Below are 17,235 nucleotides of genomic sequence, written 5' to 3'. Positions count from 1 at the left end.
GCATAAGCTCCGCGGCCGGCTGGTTTTGCCGTAAAATCAGCCTAGCGGCCGCGGTGGTCGAAGCTGACCGCGATATCCCGACCGTCCAGCGCCCGAACGATGAAGCCAACCAGTTCCTCGTCGGTTTGCCGGAACCAGGGAAAGCGTTTGCGCAAATCGGCTATGACGACGGTGGTCGAGAGAATGTCGCCGGAATGATAGTCGGCCATGATGGTATGAACGGCAGCGTCGGTGTCAATACCGATTCCTAGCGGCGACTTGATCTGCCCCACGGAAGCCTCCACCCATCTCTCTCCCAGCCAACGATAGCAAGACTGCCGCAAAGCGAAAGAGCTTGTACGATTCCGTACGATCTCGTGGCTTGCGTTGCACTTTGCAGGACGCAGCCGGCGTCTTTTGTTTTGCGTTTCCAAACCATTGTTTGGCGTGGCGGCAGCTGTGGCCGCCACGACCAGGCAACCTCGCCGCAGCTTGCGCGTTGAGCCAGCGGAGGGATGACATCAGCCTCGGAGAACCCCCATGAAAACCCTTCTATCCATCACTGCGGCAGCGATGATGGCCGGCGCACCTTTGGCTGCTTTTGCCCAATCGGCGACGCTGACGCCTCTAACGACCGACACCATGAGCAAGGTTGACACCGCAACGTTCGTCAAGACCGTGCCCATCGCCAATACATTCGAAATCGAATCGAGCCGACTTGCGCAGACGCAGGCGACTGCCGACGACGTGAAGGCATTCGCGGCGCAAATGGTCACGGACCACACCAAGGCCGGCGAGGACTTCAAGGCGGCGCTCAGCAAGGGTCAGACGACTTCGGCCACCGCGCCAGCCGGCCCGTCGCTGGACACCAAGCACCAGGCGCTGCTCGACCAACTCAAGGAGGCCAGCGGGGACAGCTTCCAATCGAAATATATCGACATGCAGACCCAGGCGCATAAGGAAGCGGTGGCGCTGTTTTCCGCTTACGCGAATTCCGGCGACGATCCGGCGATGAAGGAGTTTGCCAAGAAGACGCTGCCGGTGCTGCAAATGCACGAACGTCATGTCAAGGACCTCGCTGCCGCGCATCAATGAGAGCGAAGAGTGCCTTTTGCAAACGAAAGGCCGCCCCACACACGGCCTGTGTGACGCGGCTGTCGTCCGGCCACACGGCCGGGAACAAAGCACCGAGAGTGCCGTTATTTATCCGGCTTGTTCGGGGAGGATCCAATGGAAGGCGGCATTCGCGCGGCCTCAAGGATAGTAGCGCCGGCTTTCGGCGCCGCCCTGGTCGCCGCTGTCACAAGCTGAAATCGCTTTCCGAACGGGACAGGCTGCCTTCATGCGCTACGGCGAGATATTTGCAAATGTTACGGCACTCATGTTGCTGGCCTTGATGATTGGCGGCGTCTTCGTCCTGTTTGGAGAGCCGCTGTGGCCGCGGCACTACGCGAGAATGGTGCTGGTTACGGATATCGATGCCATGACCACCGCGTCAGTCCGAACAAGCTGCGTGCCCAGTCCCTGCCTGCCCGACACCATCGATCACACCGTGCTCACTCCTCGCCCCGAGGACGGACCTTGATTTGCGATTTGCAGACGCTGGAGCCGGGTACGGAAAAGCCCGCCGCCCGAGCTGCGCGGCGGGCCTTTTTGGTGCATCAACCCACGGTAGACCGTCTGGCCACGACTAGGTCAGGATAATCACGATCTTGTAGGTATTCGGGTCGACGATGACGATCCGGCCGTCGGCGAGCACGAAATACTCATAGCCTTCGTAAGCCGGAACGATCTTGACGATGCGCGCCGGCAGGCGATGCAGCCGGACCTTCTTTCGCGGAACCTCGACACCGACAGAGATGTCGAAATCGACGCTGGAAACCGGTTGGACGTTCGTCTCCTTGATGACCTGCGTGATCTCCGTCTTCTGTTCAACGGTCACATTGTTGATGGAAGCGGTCGAACTCTGGTCTTGCGTCTGCGTCGAGGCATTGCCCTGAGTCTGCTCGGTGGTCGTGGTCCCAGTCTTGCCCTGAGCCTGCTCCTCGGTCTTCATTTTCGTGTTGCCTTGGGCCTGCTCGGTGGTGGTGGTTCCGGCCTTGCCCTGGGCTTGCTGATCGGTCTTCATCTTTGTGTTGCCCTGGGCCTGCTGGTCAGTCGTGGCGCCAGCCTTGCCCTGGGCTTGCTGGTCAGTCGTTGCGCCGGCCTTGCCTTTGGCTTGCTCATCGGTCTTCAGCTTCTTGTTGCCTTGCGCCTGTTGATCAGTTGCAGCGCCGGCCTTGCCCTGAGCCTGCTCGCCCATCTTGGCGCCGTTCTGGCAATTGGCAGTGCCGGCTGCACAATTGGCGCCGGACTGGTCGTCGGTCGACTGCTGCGTCTGGGCAAGTGCAGCCCCGCAGCTGACGCTGATTGCTAGCATGCTGGTGATCAGAACGCCCTTCATGAGAGATCTCCTTGGAAAACGCGTCCCTTCACCGCGCAAAACTGCGGCTAAAAAACTTTGTTCCAAAATAATGGAGCGAAACGGCAAGCGATCCGAGTGGCGGAACAAGCTCCACCTGATGACGTTACCGGCCTATAGCGACCCCGCTGCGAACAGCATGACGCGGCGCAGCGCAGAGGTGGCTCACGACGAAAGGAGACGATCATGAGAATGCATCTTTCGGCCGCCGCGGCTGGGTTCTTGCTGCTTGCGGGTGTTGGCGCCGCTGCCGCTCAGGACGTGATCATCGAACCGCAGCAGGAGACGATCGTACGCGAGTATGTGAAAAAGCAGCCTCTGGCGTCCGTCCAGCTTCCCGGCGTGGAGCTCAATGTCGGCTCGACCCTGCCCGATACCGTCGAGCTTCATGAGGTTCCCGACGTCAAATACCGCTACGTCGTCGTCGACAATCGGACCGTCCTGGTCGATCCTGGCACGCGCAGGATTGTAAAGGTCATCGAGTGAGCAAGCGCGTCGCTTTGAAGGGACATGCGGCGCGTCCAGCATTGTCGAATCCCACACTGCTGCCCGTGTTGGGCATTCGGACGCAGAAAGGCCCGCCGCTTCGAAGCACGGCGGGCCTCGTAGCGGAGACGACGTCCGGACAATTTCTGAACCAGCATTGGCTTAGAACGCATGATCCCAGCACGCCCTGTGCTCGCCAGGCCCGAAACTTTGAGAGAATATTCCTGGCTTCGCATTTCGCGGGAAATACGGTGCTTTGATCCGATGGTCAGCATTCCCGATGATGCCGGCAAGGCTTGGCACTCCGCCTGGCCGCAACGACTTCAGAACCGACGGGATAGATCATGTCTTGGAATACCAACACTTTGCTCTCATTTCTCTCCGCAAGTATAAACCGGCGCGCCGGTCTGGCTGTACTTTTCGCGTCGGCGGTTGCGATTGTCGGCCTTGCTGCGCCGTCGTTCGCCGAAGACAAGACGGCGGTCAAGGTCGGCATCATGAGCGGCGAGGACGAGGATGTGTGGCGCGTCGTCACCGCCCAGGCGGCGGAGAGGGGGCTGACGATCGAGACCGTGGTGTTCAACGACTACACCCAGCCGAATGAAGCACTCGAGCGTGGCGAAATCGACGCCAACGCCTTCCAGCACAAGCCCTATCTCGACAACCAGATCAAGACGCAGGGCTATCACATCGTCCCGGTCGGCTATACCGGGGTCTGGCCGATCGGCCTCTATTCCAAGAAGTACACGAAGATTGCCGACCTGCCCGAAGGCGCCGTCATTGGCGTGCCGAACGACCCGTCCAATGAGGGCCGCGCACTGCGCGTTCTGCAGAGCGAAGGTCTGATCAAGCTCAGGGAAGGCACCGGCATTCTGGCGACGACCACCGACATTGCCGAAAACCCGAAGAAATTGGTCGTCAAGGAGCTGGACGCCGGCATTGTCGGGCGCTCGGTGGAAGACCTCGACGGGGCCGTGGTCAACACGGATTGGGCGCTTAAAAGCGGCCTCACACCGGAGAACCGCATCGCCCAGGAGGCGGTGGCCGACAATCCCTACCGCAACTTCATCGCGGTCAAGGCCGGCAATGAAAACCAGCCCTGGGTAAAGATATTGGTCGCCTCCTACCAGAACGAAAAGGTGAAGGCCGAATTCGACCGAGTCTACAAGGGAACCGGCATCAGCGCCTATTGATGCCGAGCTCGACTTGGCGCTGAAGCCCGGCATGATAAAGCGGTCCGCGCTCCAACGCGGACCGCGATCGCGTTTTGCGGGACACCAATACAGGAACTCTCATGAACCAGCATTTCGCCTCGGTCACCGAAGTCATGCATCCCGTCGGCAGCCGTTCCGCCGGACCGAACGACGTCGTGCGCCTCATCGAGCTGAAGCGCCGCTTCGGCGCGACAGCGGCGCTGGACGGCGTATCGCTCAGCGTGCGCCAGGGCGAGATCCTCGGCATCATCGGCCGGAGCGGCGCCGGCAAGTCGACGCTGATACGCTGCCTGAACGGCCTGGAGCGGCCGGATACAGGACAAGTCTTCATTGAAGGCCGCGACATCAGCCGGCTCGGCGAGCGCGAATTGCAACCGCTGCGCCGGCGTATCGGCATGATCTTCCAGCATTTCAACCTGCTGTCTGCCAAGACGGTCGAAGACAACGTAGCGCTGCCGCTCAAGATCGAAGGCCGGCCCAGGGCCGAACGCCTGGCGCGCGCTGCCGAGCTGCTCGAGCTCGTCGGCCTGTCGGAGAAGGCGAAAGCCTATCCGGCGTCGCTGTCGGGCGGGCAGAAGCAGCGCGTCGGCATTGCCCGGGCGCTTGCGGCGCGCCCGGCGCTGCTGCTGTCCGACGAAGCGACCTCGGCATTGGACCCGGAGACGACGCGCTCCATCCTCGCCTTGCTCAGGGATATCAACCGGCAGCTCGGCCTGACCATCCTGCTCATCACCCATGAGATGGAGGTGATCCGTTCGATCGCCGATCGTGTCGCGGTGATTGACGCTGGGCGGATCGTCGAGCAAGGGCCGGTGTGGTCGGTGTTTGCCGATCCGAAGTCGGCGATCACACAAAGCCTGCTCGGCGGCATCCGGCCGCAATTGCCGGCGGAGATCGCAAGCCGGCTAACGCAGAACGCCGGCCTGGAGGCGATCCTCAGGATCGACGTGGCGGGTGAGGCCGCCCGAAGCCCGCTTTTGTCCGATCTTGCCTCGGCAGTTCCCGGCTCGTTCCGCCTCGTGCATGGCGGCATCGATCACGTTCAGCAGCAGCCTGTCGGGACACTGTTCGTGGCGGTCGCCGGCAGCAATGAAGCTCACCTGGCAGAGGTGATCGCGTTCTTGAAAGCCCGCCAAGCGCGGGTGGAGGTGCTTGGCCATGTCGCCGGTTCTGTTTGAGCTTCTCGTCCGTTCGATCTGGGAAACGATCCTGATGACGGCCGCCTCCGGCCTCATCTCGCTGGTTTTCGGGCTGCCGCTCGGCCTGGCGCTGGTCGCCACCGACCGCGGCGGTATCGCCGAAAACCTGTGGGTGAACCGCGCGCTCGGAGCGGTCATCAACGGCTTCCGCTCGGTGCCTTTCATCATCCTGCTGGTTGCGCTGATCCCGGTGACGCGGCTGATCGTCGGCACCTCGATCGGCACCTGGGCAGCGATTGTGCCGCTGTCGATCGCGGCGACGCCCTACTATGCGCGGATCGCCGAAGTGTCGCTGCGCGAGGTCGACCACGGGCTGATCGAGGCAGCACGCGCCATGGGCGGCAACCGCTGGACGATCATTCGCGAGGTGCTGGTGCCGGAAGCGTTGCCCGGCATCGTTGCCGGCTTCACGGTGACGCTGGTGACGCTGATCGGCGCCTCGGCCATGGCCGGTGCCATCGGCGCCGGCGGTCTCGGCGACCTCGCCATCCGCTACGGCTACCAGCGCTTCGAGACGTCGGTCATGATCGCCGTGGTCATCGTCCTGATCGTCCTGGTCTGCGGCATCCAGTGGGCCGGCGACCGGCTGGTCGCGAGGCTGGACCACAGAGCGTGACCGGCGAAACGCGGCCAATCAATGCCTTTAATTTCCGGGAAAGTTCAGATTGTTCTCGATGGTCTCGCTCGCCCAAGCGAGCTTTTCGCGATCGTCGGGGCGCAAGGAGCCTCGAACGCGACGGTGAACAAGTGCCAGGCGAGACTGTCGGATAGAAGCCATGTGGTGACCTGTTCGCTGAAGATCACGTGCCCCTTATCGAGTGTCTTGATGTTGCCGGTAATCAAGTCCGCACAGTGCAACATGGCCTCGGGGTAAGGGCTATCACGCCATGCCGCTAATACAGCTGCTACATCCATTCCGGCAAGCACTATGCCCTCCAGCCAGGGAACCGCGTTCCCTTCATCGGGATGCATGGTCATCGCTTTTCGCCAGGCAACCTGAAACAGCACCTCGACAGCCTGCTGTTCTTCCAACGGCCAATCGCGCCAGGAGGTCCTTTCGAGCTTTGCGGCAATCACGTTGGCGTCGAACCCCATCGAAGGTTCGCCTTGGATGGCAAGTTCAAGCACTCTCGGCAGAAAGTGCCGGTAGTCATCGACGTCGCCGACCGTCCATATGGCCGATCCGGCATAGGCGCCGAGGTTTTCACCACTGAGCTCCCGAAGCGGACCACTGGATACTCCCCGAAAGATCGATTCCAAATCCTTGTACGGCGAGCCATGCAGGTGGCGGGGCGATGGATAAGACGCGAAAGCGGCATAGACGCGTTCGACTGCGTGGGCCAGTTCGGACGAGAGATCAGCCTCCAGGGGATTTGGATTGCCCATCCGCTACGACTCCGAACAGGTCTCTGGCTTGCTCTGCGGTATAGTAGCCGAGCTTGACATCCCGAGCGACCAATTGCGGATCGCGCTGCAACGGATCGCCGTAGCCGCCGCCGCCAGGCGTGCCGACGCACACGCGGTCGCCTGTCTTCAGCGCGATGTCCTGCTCCTTGGACAGATGCGGCGGCACATGTTCCTTGCCGTCGCGGAACACGGTCACCGTGTTGACCGCACCGTCCTTGCCGCCGAGCGCGCCTTGCGGGCCGAACCGGCCGTGATCCATGACGAAGGAGGCGCGGGCGTCGCCGCGCAGGATCTCGACCTCATAGGCGAGGCCAAAACCGCCGCGATGCTTGCCGGCGCCGCCCGAGCCTTCGCGCAAGGCATAGTGGCGGTAGAGCACCGGGAAGGCCTGCTCCATGATTTCGACCGGCGGCGACTTGGAAATGCCTATGGTCGAGCAGCCATTGCTCAGGCCGTCGTGACCGGCATTGCCGCCATAGCCGCCCCCGGAGATCTGATACATGACATAATCGCGGCCGCGGGCCGGATCGTTGCCGCCGAGCGCGAAATTGCCGCTGGAGCCGGCGGGGGCCGCCGTCACCTTGTCCGGCAGCGCCTGCACCATCGCCGCGAACACCGCTTCGGCAATGCGCTGCGAAACCTCGGCCGCGCAGCCCGATACCGGGCGCGGATATTTGGCGTCGAGGAAGGTGCCTTCCGGCCGCTTGACGATCAGCGGCTCGAAGGCGCCGGCGCTGATCGGCACGTCGGGGAAAATGTGCCGCATGGCGAGATAGACCGAGGACAAGGTCGTCGCCAGCACGCTGTTCATCGGCCCAGCGCAGGGCTTTGACGAACCGGAGAAGTCGAAGCTGAGCGTGTCGCCCTGTTTTTCGACGGCCAGCGCGATAGTCAGCGGCTCGTTGACCACGCCGTCGGAATCAACAAAAGCCTGCGACCGGTAAATGCCGTCGGGAATGGCTGATATGTTCGCGCGCATCTGTTCGGCGGCGCGGCGGCGCAGTTCGGCGATCGCATCGACGACCGTTTCATCTCCGTAACGATCCAGGATTCCGTTCAGTCGGTCTTGACCGATCAGCAGTGCCGCCGCCTGCGCCCGGATGTCGCCGATGCGCTGGTCGGCAACCCTGATGTTCGAGCAGATGATGGCGTAGATCTCAGGGTCGAGCACGCCCTTCTTGAACAGTTTCACCGGCGGCAGTCGCAAGCCTTCCTGCTCGACCGCTGTTGCCGAGGCGGAAAAGCCGCCCGGCACCGAACCGCCGATGTCGGGCCAGTGGCCGGTGTTCGACAGCCAGCAGAATATCCTGCCGTCGCGGTAGACCGGCATGGCGAAGCGCACATCCATCAGGTGGGTGCCGCCGAGATAGGGATCGTTGACGATGTAGATATCGCCCGGCTCGGGCGGCAGGCAGCGTCCGTCGGCGATCATCTCGATCACGGTTTTGGTCGAATACTGCATGACGCCGACGAACACCGGCAGGCCCTGGCTGCCTTGCGCGATCAGCGAACCATCGAGCGCTGAATAGATGCCATCCGAACGGTCATTGGCCTCGGCGATGACAGGCGAGAACGCGGCGCGCGAAAACGTCAGGTCCATTTCGTCGCAGACTTGCTGTAGCGCCGCCTGGATGACTGAAAGGGTGATGGCGTCGAGTTTTTCCATCTCAGGCCTCGCCGATATCGATGATGATGTTGCCGTCGGCATCCGATCGCGCCCGGTCGCCGGGCTCCAGCACAGTCGTCGCGTCCATCTGTTCGAGGATCGCCGGACCTTCGATTGTTGCGTCGAGCGGCAACTTCTCTCTGCTGTAGACCGGCGTGTCGTACCAGCGCCCGCCATACCAGACAGGCCGGATCTCGCGCCGCGCCTCTTCGAGCGTTTTGGCGCGCCCAGCCGGGTCGATCAGCCGGGACAGATCGATTGCCGGCCGCACGCCGGTGACCGAGGTGTTGAGGTTGACCAGATTGGCGCGGATTTCCGGCAACTGGACCTTGAAGCGGGCGAAATAGGCCTTCTGGAACAGGTGCTGCAGTCCCTCGCGTGTCACCGCAGACGACGGCAGCGGCACGTTGATGATATGCGTCTGGCCGACGAACTGCATGTCGGCGGAATGCGTGACGCGGATCATTTCCGGCTTCACCGCCTCCTTGCCGATCAGCTCCTCGCCTTCGTTTCGGTGCCGTTCCAATGTCTCATGGAGCTGGGTTTCATCGAGACTGGGCACCGACTGATTGACCGTGTTGACGAAATCATGGCGCAGATCGGCGACGACGCAGCCGAGAGCATTGGTGATGCCTGGCCGCGCCGGCACCAGCACTTTCGGCAGGCCTAGTTCGCGCGCCAATGCCGTCGCATGCAGCGGCCCGGCGCCGCCGAAGGCGAACAGCGCGAAATCGCGCGGGTCGTGGCCGCGCGACACCGAGACCATGCGGATGGCGCCGGCCATCTTCACGTTGCCGAGCCGCAGCACCGCACCCGCCGCCTCGACGCCGGACAAGCCTGTGGCGCGGCCGATCCTGTCCTCGAATATGCCGGTGACCCGTTCGACGGTGACCGGGTTTTCCACCGCGAGCAGCTTCTTCGGCGCCAGCCTGCCGAGCACCAGATTGGCGTCGGTGATGGTCGGCTCCAAGCCGCCGCGTCCGTAGCATATCGGGCCGGGATTGGCGCCGGCACTTTCCGGGCCGATCTGGATCAGGCCTGCCGCATCGACGTGGGCGATTGAGCCGCCGCCGGCGCCGACCGTATGCACCGCCACCATCGGCACGTGGATCGGCATCGCATACTCGATCTCGATCTCGTTCGACACCGCCGGCTCGGCGTTGCGGATCAGCGCCACGTCGGTCGAGGTGCCGCCCATGTCATAGGTGACCAGGTTTTCGAAGCCGGCGCGTTTTCCGGTATAGGCGGCAGCGATGACGCCGGAAGCGGGGCCGGACATGACGGTCTTGGCCGACTCACGTGTGACAAAGCGGGCCGAGATCATGCCGCCATTGCCGTTCATGATCAGGAAGTCGCGGGCGTAGCCTTTTGACGCCAGCTCCTTGCGCAGCCGCTCGACATAGCGTTCGAGGATCGGTTGCACCGAAGCGTTGACCGAAGCAGTCACCCCGCGCTCGAATTCGCGCGCTTCCGAAAGCAGGGCGTGGCCTGTCGTGATGTAGCCGTTCGGCCAAAGCTCGGCCGCTATCTCGGCGGCGCGCCGCTCATGCGCCGGGTTGGCGTAGGAATGCAGGAAATGGATGACCAGGGATTCGCAGCCGGCTGCGATCAGTTGTGAAATCGCTGTCCGCATATCGGCCTCGTCGAGCGGGATGCGCACCGCGCCCGAGGCCTCGACCCGCTCCGACACTTCGAGCCGCAGATTGCGCGGAATGATCGGGACGAAGGTGCCCGTCATGCCATAGGCCTGCGGCCGTGTCCGCCGGCCAAGCTCGATGACGTCGCGAAAGCCGCGCGTGGTGATCATGCCGGTCTTGGCCAGCCGGCGCTCCAGCACCGCGTTGGTAGTCGTCGTCGTGCCGTGCACGATGAGGTCGATGCCGTCGACCGGAAAGCCGGTGGCGCCAAGTGCCGAAACGACGCCGAACGCCTGGTTGTCGACTGTCGTCGGGGTCTTGGCGATATGCACCCGGCCACCGTCACGGCCGTCGATCAGAAGGAGGTCGGTAAAAGTTCCGCCGACATCGATGCCGGCGACGACGCCGCCAGTCGAATCCAGCGCTCGCGCCGAAAAATTCTGTCCCATTGTCGAAACCCGAAATGCCCGAACTGCCTACATGCCTTAGTTTGGAAAGCTGTTTTACGGCGGCGTCTTGACGCAAATATCGTTTGTATACTAATAAATTCCGGACACAAGAGCTTACCGCTTCGGAGTGTGCAAACGGCACGCTGGAACCTGACCGGTTCGGGCGCGCAGATGGAGATTTGGCGCCGGCGCTGAGCCGGCCCAGAAGGTTAGGTTTGATGAACACCACATCCGCGTTCAACACTGCCGGCGCCCGGCCGCTGCAGTTCCCGATACCGGCCAATGTCTATGCCGAAACCGTGGTCTCGGTGAAGCATTATACCGACCGGCTGTTTTCGTTCCGCATCACCCGGCCGCAGTCGCTGCGCTTCCGCTCCGGCGAATTCGTCATGATCGGCCTGCCCAATGCCGAGAAGCCAGTGTTCCGCGCCTATTCGATCGCCAGCCCGTCTTGGGACGACGAACTCGAATTCTTCTCGATCAAGGTGCTGGACGGCCCGCTTACCTCGGAGCTGCAGAAAATCGAGATCGGCGATACCGTCATCATGCGGCAGAAGTCGACCGGCACGCTGGTGGTCGACGCGCTGACGCCGGCCAAGCGCCTGTTCATGATCTCGACCGGCACCGGCATTGCTCCATTCGCCAGCCTGCTGCGCGATCCCGACACCTATGAGAAGTTCGAGCAGGTGGTCCTGACCCATACCTGCCGCGACAATGCCGAGCTCACCTACGGCCAGGAGCTGGTGGCCGCACTGGAGAACGATCCGCTGATCGGCGAACTGACCGGCGGCCGCGTCACGCTGTATAATTCGACGACGCGCGAGACCTCCGTGCGCATGGGCCGCATCACCGCGCTGATCGGCTCGGGCAAATTCTACACCGATCTCGGCATCGACAGGCTCAATCCCGAGACCGACCGCATCATGATCTGCGGCTCGATGCATATGCTCAAGGACGTCAAGGAACTGGCCGAAAGCCTCGGCTTCCAGGAAGGCTCGCTGCACCATCCGGCAAGCTTCGTCGTCGAGCGCGCCTTCGTCGGCTGAGACGCGCAGTTCAGCGTCCACTGGTTCGAGACCCTGATTTTGATCATGCGGTCAAAAATCGGCTGCCTTGACTGTCTTTTTCCGTTATGACCGCTTGAAGGACTCGTGAAGCGCTGCTTCACGGTCTATCTTCGGCATAAGTCGCTGAACAAGGGGCAGGAGATGAGCAGCACAATCCGCGAAACCGATCTCGGCACGTCCAAGATCACGCCGCTGCCGGCGCGCGCCGCCGCCAATGCGCCGATGCCGCAAGCCCATGGCATTGCTCGCAATCCCGGCATGAGGCTCGATCTCGGCTTCATGGAATCGATGCGCGGCGTCAACCGCTCGGCGCTGGAACGCCGCGTCGTCAGCCTGACCAAAAGACGCTCGATCAAGGCCGATAACCAGGCGGCCTGGCTGCTGCGCGCGGTCGCCTGCATGGACCTGACGACGCTGAACTCGAACGACACGGAAGAGCGCGTGCGCAGGCTCTGTGCCAAGGCAGTCAACCCGTTCCGCCGCGACGTCGTCGAGGGGCTGGGCATTACTGGTGAAAAGATCCGCCCGGCGGCGGTCTGCGTCTATCATCCCTTCGTCGCCACCGCCGTAGAAGCGCTGCGCGGCAGCGGCGTCCATGTCGCCGCCGTTTCGACCGCCTTCCCGCATGGCCTTGCACCGCTTTCTACGCGCCTGCAAGAGATCGAAGCATCGGTCCGCGACGGCGCCGACGAGATAGACGTCGTCATCCCGCGCGGCCTGGTATTCGGGGCGAAATGGCAGGAGCTCTATAACGAGATTGTCTCGATGCGCGCCGCTTGCGGCGAGGCCCATCTGAAGGTGATCCTCGGCACCGGCGACCTCGCGACGCTGCGCAACGTCATGCTCGCCTCGATGGTGGCGATGATGGCGGGTGCAGATTTCATCAAGACCTCGACCGGCAAGGAAAGCGTCAACGCGACGCTGCCGGTCGGCCTTGCCATGGTACGCGCCATCCGCGCCTATTTCGAGGAAACCGGCTATCTCATCGGCTTCAAGCCGGCCGGTGGCATTTCCACGGCAAAAGCCTCGCTCGACTGGCTGGTGCTGATGAAAGAAGAACTGGGCCGGCCGTGGCTGGAGCCGGAGCTGTTCCGCTTCGGAGCATCGAGCCTTTTGACCGACATCGAGCGCCAGCTCGAGCATCATCTGACCGGCCACTACTCGGCCAATCATCGCCACGCGATGGCGTGATTCGGAGCGCGCCATGAACATTCTCGAACGCTATCACGCCATGGAATACGGCCCGGCGCCGGAGGCGCGCAACGAGGCGGATGCGTGGCTTGCCGCGCGGGATTTCGGCAAAGCGCTGTTTATCGGCGGCGACTGGAAGGCAGCCAGCGGAGGCAAAACCTTCGACACCAGCGATCCGTCCTCGAGAAAGCTGCTGGCCAAGGTGTCGGATGCCGGTGCCGCCGATATCGACGCGGCGGTTTCGGCCGCCACAAAAGCGCTGCCGAAATGGAGCGCCAGCACCGGTTATCAACGCGCCAAAGTGCTCTACGCGATCGGCCGCGCCATGCAGCGCCACCAACGGCTGTTCGCGGTGTTGGAATCGATCGACAACGGCAAGCCGATCCGCGAAAGCCGCGACATCGACGTGCCGCTGGCCATCCGCCATTTCATCCATCATGCCGGCTGGGCGCAGGCGCTGGACAGGGATTTTCCAGGCCATAAGGGGGTCGGCGTCGTCGGCCAGATCATCCCGTGGAACTTCCCGCTCTTGATGCTGGCCTGGAAGATCGCGCCGGCGCTCGCCGCCGGCTGCACCGTGGTGCTCAAACCCGCGGAATTCACGCCGCTCACCGCCATCCTGTTCGCCGAGATCTGTGAACGATCAGGCGTGCCGAAGGGCGTCGTCAACATCGTCCAGGGCGGGCCGGAAGCGGGTGGGGCAATCGTCAATCATCCCGGCATCCAGAAGATTGCCTTCACCGGTTCGTCCGAGGTCGGCAAGATCATCCGCAAAGCCACCGCCGGTTCGGGCAAGAAACTGTCGCTGGAGCTTGGCGGCAAGTCGGCATTCGTCGTTTTCGAGGATGCCGACCTCGACAGCGCCGTCGAGGGTCTGGTCGACGGTATCTGGTTCAACCAAGGCCAGGTGTGCTGTGCCGGCTCGCGCCTTCTGGTGCAGGAAGGCATCGCCGATGCCTTCATCGCCAAGGTCAAGACGCGGATGAGCCGGCTGCGCGTCGGCAGCCCGCTCGACAAGAACACCGATATCGGCCCGCTGGTCGACTTGACTCAGCTCGATCGCGTCAAGGGCCTGATCGCCGAGGGCGCCAAGCAGGGCGCGATCTGCTGGCAGCCGGACTCGGCGCTGCCCTCCTCGGGCTATTACCATCTGCCAACGCTGGCGACAGGTGTTTCGCCGGCTAACATTCTGGCACAGGAAGAGGTGTTCGGGCCGGTGCTCGCCACCATGACCTTTCGCAACACCGAGGAAGCGGTCGAGCTCGCCAACAACACGCGCTATGGCCTGGCTGCTTCGGTGTGGAGCGAGAACATCAATCTTGCCCTGCACGTCGCGCCGCAATTGAAGGCCGGCGTCGTCTGGGTCAACGGCACCAATATGTTCGACGCCTCCTGCGGCTTCGGCGGCTACCGCGAGAGCGGCTTTGGCCGCGAAGGCGGGCGCGAGGGCATGTTCGAATATCTCTCGGCAAAACTGCCGCTCGGCCCGATCATCAAACCGGCAACGTCTTCGGCGCAACCTGTCGAGCAGGCCGAAGGCGATGCCATCGACCGCACGGCAAAGCTGTTCATCGGCGGCAAGCAGGTCCGGCCGGACGGCAATTATTCCTTCGCCGTCGCCACCGCCAAGGGCAAGCTTGCCAGCGAGGTCGGTCTCGGCAACCGCAAGGATATCCGCGACGCCGTCGCGGCCGCGCGCGCCTGCAAGGCCTGGCCGGAGGCGACCGCCCACAACCGCAGCCAAGTGCTCTACTATCTGGGCGAAAATCTGTCCGGCCGCGCCGACGAGTTTGCCGCCCGTTTGACCCAGCTCACCGGCGCGACCGCCAAGGCGGCGCGTGACGAGGTCGAGCTGTCGATCGAGCGCCTGTTCCTCTATGCCGGCTTGGCCGACAAATTCGAGGGCCGCGTCCACCAGCCGCCGGCCCGCGCCGTCACGCTGGCACTGCACGAACCGGTCGGGGTCGTCGGTATCGTCGCGTCGGACAACGCGCCTCTGCTTGGCCTGATCTCGCTGGTGGCGCCGGCGCTTGCCATGGGCAACACCGTAGTCGCAGTGCCATCCGAAAAATACCCGCTGCTTGCCACCGACCTCTACCAGGTCATCGAATATTCCGAGGTTCCGGCAGGCGCCATCAATATCGTCACCGGCCGTAGCGCCGAGCTTGCCGGCGTATTGGCCAAGCATGACGATGTCGACGGGCTCTGGGTGTTCGCCGACGCCGAGACTTGCGCCAAGGCCGAGGCCGAGTCCATCGGCAATCTCAAACGCGTCTGGACCGGCAACGGCCACAGCCTCGACTGGCCCTCGAACGAAGCAGCCGGCGATGCCTTGCTGCGCCGTGCGATCGAGGTCAAGAACGTCTGGGTGCCCTACGGCGACTGAGTGTCCCGGAGGGACGTCCGGGCTTGACGGGCCAACAAATGTTCTTTACCGAGAAAAAACATTTGGTTGGCAGGGCGAATATCGAAACAGGCGGGATGGTACTGCGCGGCTGGCACATTGCGCCCCGGCCTTGTGCCGGTAAAAAGCCGAACGATCACAGACGGGCGAGGAGAGAAGCATGGCGGATCTGACAGGCAAGATCGTTGTCGTCACGGCGGCGGCGCAAGGCATCGGCCGGGCAAGTGCGCTGGCTTTCGCCAAGGCCGGCGCGGTCGTCCATGCCACCGACATCAACGAGGTGGTGCTCGCCGACCTCGGCAAGACGCCCGGTATCAAGACCCGCAAGCTCGACGTGCTGAACGACGAGGCGGTGAACGCCGCTTTTGCCGAGATCGGCGCCGTGGACGTGCTGTTCAATTGCGCCGGCTTCGTCCATTCCGGCTCGATCCTCGAGATGAAGGACGGCGATCTCGACTTTGCCTATGATCTCAATGTCCGCTCGATGATCCGCACCATCCGCGCCGTGCTGCCCGGCATGCTGGAGCGCGGCGACGGCTCGATCATCAACATGGCATCGCTGGCCAGTTCGACCAAGGGCGTGCCGAACCGCTTCGTATATGGCCTAACCAAGGCAGCCGTCATCGGCCTGACCAAGTCGGTCGCCGCCGACTATGTCGGCAAGGGCATACGCTGCAATGCGATCTGTCCGGGCACGGTCGAAAGCCCGTCGCTGCAGGACCGCATGCATGCGCAGGGCGACTACGAAGCAGCTCGCGCCGCCTTCATCGCCCGCCAGCCGATGGGCCGGCTCGGCACGCCCGAGGAAATCGCCGATCTCGCCGTCTATCTGGCCGGCGCCACCTATACGTCGGGGCAAGCTTATAATATCGACGGTGGCTGGTCGATCTAAGAGGCCATTTGAAAACCCTACTCCGCCGGGCGCCTGACGCGGCTTTCTGCGCTTCCGGTGCTCACGTACTTTAAGTACGCTCCGCTCCGGTTCTCGAAACCCACGCCATTCGCCGCAGCGGAGCGAGTTTGCAAACGGCCTCTGGTCGCAACTGGGAGAAAACTGCATGAAACTGCTGCGCTATGGCGAGGCGGGGAGCGAACGCCCCGGCCTGCTCGATGCCGATGGAACGATCCGCGACCTCTCCGCCCATGTCACCGACATTGCCGGCAAGGCACTTGACCCGGCATCGCTCGAGACATTGTCGAAGCTCGACACGAAGACGCTGCCGGCGGTTTCCGGCAAGCCGCGGATCGGCGCCTGCGTCGCCGGCACCGGCAAATTCATCTGCATCGGTCTCAACTATTCCGACCACGCCGCCGAAACCGGTGCCACCGTGCCGCCGGAGCCGATCATCTTCATGAAGGCAAGCTCGGCTATTGTCGGGCCGAACGACGACGTGCTGATCCCGCGCGGCTCGGTGAAGACCGACTGGGAGGTCGAGCTCGGCGTGGTGATCGGCAAGACTGCAAAGTATGTCACCGAGGCCGAGGCGCTGGATTATGTCGCCGGCTATTGCGTCGCGCACGACGTCTCCGAGCGCGCCTTCCAGGCCGAGCGCCAGGGCCAGTGGACCAAGGGCAAGTCCTGCGACACGTTCGGGCCGATCGGCCCGTGGCTGGTGACCAAGGACGAGGTCAAGGACCCGCAGAACATCCCGATGTGGCTGACGGTCAACGGCAAGACGATGCAGAACGGCTCGACCAAGACCATGGTCTTCGGCGTCGCTTATCTCGTCTCCTATCTCAGCCAGTTCATGTCGCTGCACCCGGGCGACATCATCTCGACCGGCACGCCGCCCGGCGTCGGCCTCGGCATGAAGCCGCCGGTCTTCCTGAAGCCCGGCGACGTGGTCGAGCTCGGTATCGAGGGGCTGGGCATCCAGAAGCAGACGTTCAAGGCGGATGCGTAGGCGCTCTTCCTTCTCCCCTTGTGGGAGAAGGTGGATCGGCGCGCAGCGCCGAGACGGATGAGGGGTGCTGGAAGAAACGCGACGAGAAAACATCGAAGGATTTCCGTCGCTTACGCCTTCAGCGTAGCGATCGTCCAACACCCCTCATCCGACCGAGCTTCGCTCGGCCAC

Annotated in this window: 16 protein-coding genes; 12 read left to right on the top strand and 4 right to left on the bottom strand. The window is 63.1% G+C overall.

The window, feature by feature from the left end:
• The 3 genes from NKH16_RS31730 to NKH16_RS31720 form a co-directional block, all read left to right on the top strand.
• A partial coding sequence (locus NKH16_RS31730) for a hypothetical protein (protein WP_352903463.1) occupies window positions 1-251 on the top strand: 251 nt, incomplete at its 5' end.
• 268 nt (window positions 252-519) lie between these two features.
• Window positions 520-1,074 carry a DUF4142 domain-containing protein gene (locus NKH16_RS31725; protein ID WP_352449588.1) on the top strand — a complete coding sequence of 185 codons (555 nt, stop codon included), beginning with the start codon at window positions 520-522 and terminating at the stop codon, window positions 1,072-1,074.
• A 247-nt stretch (window positions 1,075-1,321) separates the two neighbouring features.
• The gene (locus NKH16_RS31720) at window positions 1,322-1,564 is read left to right on the top strand and encodes a hypothetical protein (RefSeq protein ID WP_023677112.1); all 243 of its coding nucleotides are present in this window, start codon (window positions 1,322-1,324) and stop codon (window positions 1,562-1,564) included.
• Between the two features lie 105 nt (window positions 1,565-1,669).
• On the opposite strand, the gene NKH16_RS31715 is transcribed toward NKH16_RS31720, so the two are convergent.
• The gene (locus NKH16_RS31715) at window positions 1,670-2,422 is read right to left on the bottom strand and encodes a DUF1236 domain-containing protein (protein WP_352449590.1); all 753 of its coding nucleotides are present in this window, start codon (window positions 2,420-2,422) and stop codon (window positions 1,670-1,672) included.
• A 204-nt stretch (window positions 2,423-2,626) separates the two neighbouring features.
• Between NKH16_RS31715 and NKH16_RS31710 the strand changes: the two genes are divergently transcribed.
• From NKH16_RS31710 to NKH16_RS31695, 4 genes are all read left to right on the top strand, one after another.
• Complete coding sequence (locus tag NKH16_RS31710; RefSeq protein WP_352449591.1) at window positions 2,627-2,926, top strand: DUF1236 domain-containing protein; 300 nt, start codon at window positions 2,627-2,629, stop codon at window positions 2,924-2,926.
• 344 nt (window positions 2,927-3,270) lie between these two features.
• Window positions 3,271-4,119: a MetQ/NlpA family lipoprotein gene (locus tag NKH16_RS31705; RefSeq protein WP_352449592.1), complete on the top strand. Its 849-nt coding sequence runs from the start codon at window positions 3,271-3,273 to the stop codon at window positions 4,117-4,119.
• Between the two features lie 134 nt (window positions 4,120-4,253).
• A complete protein-coding gene (locus tag NKH16_RS31700; protein WP_352449634.1) occupies window positions 4,254-5,318 on the top strand; it encodes a methionine ABC transporter ATP-binding protein in 1,065 nt (354 codons plus the stop codon).
• On the top strand, window positions 5,299-5,955 hold the full coding sequence (locus NKH16_RS31695) for a methionine ABC transporter permease (RefSeq protein WP_254815748.1): 657 nt from the start codon (window positions 5,299-5,301) through the stop codon (window positions 5,953-5,955). Before NKH16_RS31700 ends, NKH16_RS31695 begins: the two co-directional genes overlap by 20 nt.
• Before the next feature lie 44 nt (window positions 5,956-5,999).
• Here NKH16_RS31695 and NKH16_RS31690 read toward each other — a convergent pair whose 3' ends face one another.
• From NKH16_RS31690 to NKH16_RS31680, 3 genes are read right to left on the bottom strand one after another with little or no spacing between them, the layout of a single operon-like run.
• Window positions 6,000-6,725 (bottom strand): hypothetical protein, encoded by a 726-nt coding sequence (locus NKH16_RS31690; RefSeq protein ID WP_352903460.1) that lies wholly within the window; start codon window positions 6,723-6,725, stop codon window positions 6,000-6,002.
• Complete coding sequence (locus NKH16_RS31685) at window positions 6,697-8,412, bottom strand: hydantoinase B/oxoprolinase family protein (RefSeq protein ID WP_352903458.1); 1,716 nt, start codon at window positions 8,410-8,412, stop codon at window positions 6,697-6,699. Before NKH16_RS31685 ends, NKH16_RS31690 begins: the two co-directional genes overlap by 29 nt.
• A gap of 1 nt (window position 8,413) precedes the next feature.
• Complete coding sequence (locus NKH16_RS31680; protein WP_352903456.1) at window positions 8,414-10,498, bottom strand: hydantoinase/oxoprolinase family protein; 2,085 nt, start codon at window positions 10,496-10,498, stop codon at window positions 8,414-8,416.
• 218 nt (window positions 10,499-10,716) lie between these two features.
• On the opposite strand from NKH16_RS31680, the gene NKH16_RS31675 reads away from it, so the two are divergent.
• The 5 genes from NKH16_RS31675 to NKH16_RS31655 all read left to right on the top strand — a co-directional run bounded on the left by NKH16_RS31675 (window position 10,717) and on the right by NKH16_RS31655 (window position 17,064).
• The gene (locus NKH16_RS31675; RefSeq protein ID WP_352539843.1) at window positions 10,717-11,544 is read left to right on the top strand and encodes a ferredoxin--NADP reductase; all 828 of its coding nucleotides are present in this window, start codon (window positions 10,717-10,719) and stop codon (window positions 11,542-11,544) included.
• Between the two features lie 162 nt (window positions 11,545-11,706).
• Window positions 11,707-12,756, top strand: coding sequence for a deoxyribose-phosphate aldolase (deoC, locus tag NKH16_RS31670; RefSeq protein ID WP_352903454.1), 1,050 nt, complete (start codon window positions 11,707-11,709; stop codon window positions 12,754-12,756).
• A 13-nt stretch (window positions 12,757-12,769) separates the two neighbouring features.
• Complete coding sequence (locus NKH16_RS31665; protein WP_352903452.1) at window positions 12,770-15,142, top strand: aldehyde dehydrogenase family protein; 2,373 nt, start codon at window positions 12,770-12,772, stop codon at window positions 15,140-15,142.
• 178 nt (window positions 15,143-15,320) lie between these two features.
• Window positions 15,321-16,052 (top strand): SDR family oxidoreductase, encoded by a 732-nt coding sequence (locus tag NKH16_RS31660; protein ID WP_254815741.1) that lies wholly within the window; start codon window positions 15,321-15,323, stop codon window positions 16,050-16,052.
• A gap of 166 nt (window positions 16,053-16,218) precedes the next feature.
• Complete coding sequence (locus NKH16_RS31655) at window positions 16,219-17,064, top strand: fumarylacetoacetate hydrolase family protein (protein WP_352449600.1); 846 nt, start codon at window positions 16,219-16,221, stop codon at window positions 17,062-17,064.
• Window positions 17,065-17,235 lie beyond the last annotated feature (171 nt).

The organism is Mesorhizobium sp. M1307 (assembly GCF_040318155.1).
Taxonomy (GTDB): domain Bacteria; phylum Pseudomonadota; class Alphaproteobacteria; order Rhizobiales; family Rhizobiaceae; genus Mesorhizobium.
The sequence above is the reverse complement of the archived record's forward strand: the minus strand, read 5'-3'. Positions and strand labels throughout refer to the sequence as shown.

Bases quoted from the DNA above. Each gene is read 5' to 3' on its own strand.
- NKH16_RS31715 (WP_352449590.1), bottom strand. From the start codon at position 2,422: ATGAAGGGCGTTCTGATCACCAGCATGCTAGCAATCAGCGTCAGCTGC.
- NKH16_RS31690 (WP_352903460.1), bottom strand. From the start codon at position 6,725: ATGGGCAATCCAAATCCCCTGGAGGCTGATCTCTCGTCCGAACTGGCC.
- NKH16_RS31685 (WP_352903458.1), bottom strand. From the start codon at position 8,412: ATGGAAAAACTCGACGCCATCACCCTTTCAGTCATCCAGGCGGCGCTA.
- NKH16_RS31655 (WP_352449600.1), top strand. From the start codon at position 16,219: ATGAAACTGCTGCGCTATGGCGAGGCGGGGAGCGAACGCCCCGGCCTG.
- NKH16_RS31700 (WP_352449634.1), top strand. From the start codon at position 4,254: ATGCATCCCGTCGGCAGCCGTTCCGCCGGACCGAACGACGTCGTGCGC.
- NKH16_RS31725 (WP_352449588.1), top strand. From the start codon at position 520: ATGAAAACCCTTCTATCCATCACTGCGGCAGCGATGATGGCCGGCGCA.
- NKH16_RS31720 (WP_023677112.1), top strand. From the start codon at position 1,322: ATGCGCTACGGCGAGATATTTGCAAATGTTACGGCACTCATGTTGCTG.
- NKH16_RS31675 (WP_352539843.1), top strand. From the start codon at position 10,717: ATGAACACCACATCCGCGTTCAACACTGCCGGCGCCCGGCCGCTGCAG.
- NKH16_RS31705 (WP_352449592.1), top strand. From the start codon at position 3,271: ATGTCTTGGAATACCAACACTTTGCTCTCATTTCTCTCCGCAAGTATA.
- NKH16_RS31680 (WP_352903456.1), bottom strand. From the start codon at position 10,498: ATGGGACAGAATTTTTCGGCGCGAGCGCTGGATTCGACTGGCGGCGTC.
- NKH16_RS31695 (WP_254815748.1), top strand. From the start codon at position 5,299: ATGTCGCCGGTTCTGTTTGAGCTTCTCGTCCGTTCGATCTGGGAAACG.
- NKH16_RS31665 (WP_352903452.1), top strand. From the start codon at position 12,770: ATGAACATTCTCGAACGCTATCACGCCATGGAATACGGCCCGGCGCCG.
- deoC (WP_352903454.1), top strand. From the start codon at position 11,707: ATGAGCAGCACAATCCGCGAAACCGATCTCGGCACGTCCAAGATCACG.
- NKH16_RS31710 (WP_352449591.1), top strand. From the start codon at position 2,627: ATGAGAATGCATCTTTCGGCCGCCGCGGCTGGGTTCTTGCTGCTTGCG.
- NKH16_RS31660 (WP_254815741.1), top strand. From the start codon at position 15,321: ATGGCGGATCTGACAGGCAAGATCGTTGTCGTCACGGCGGCGGCGCAA.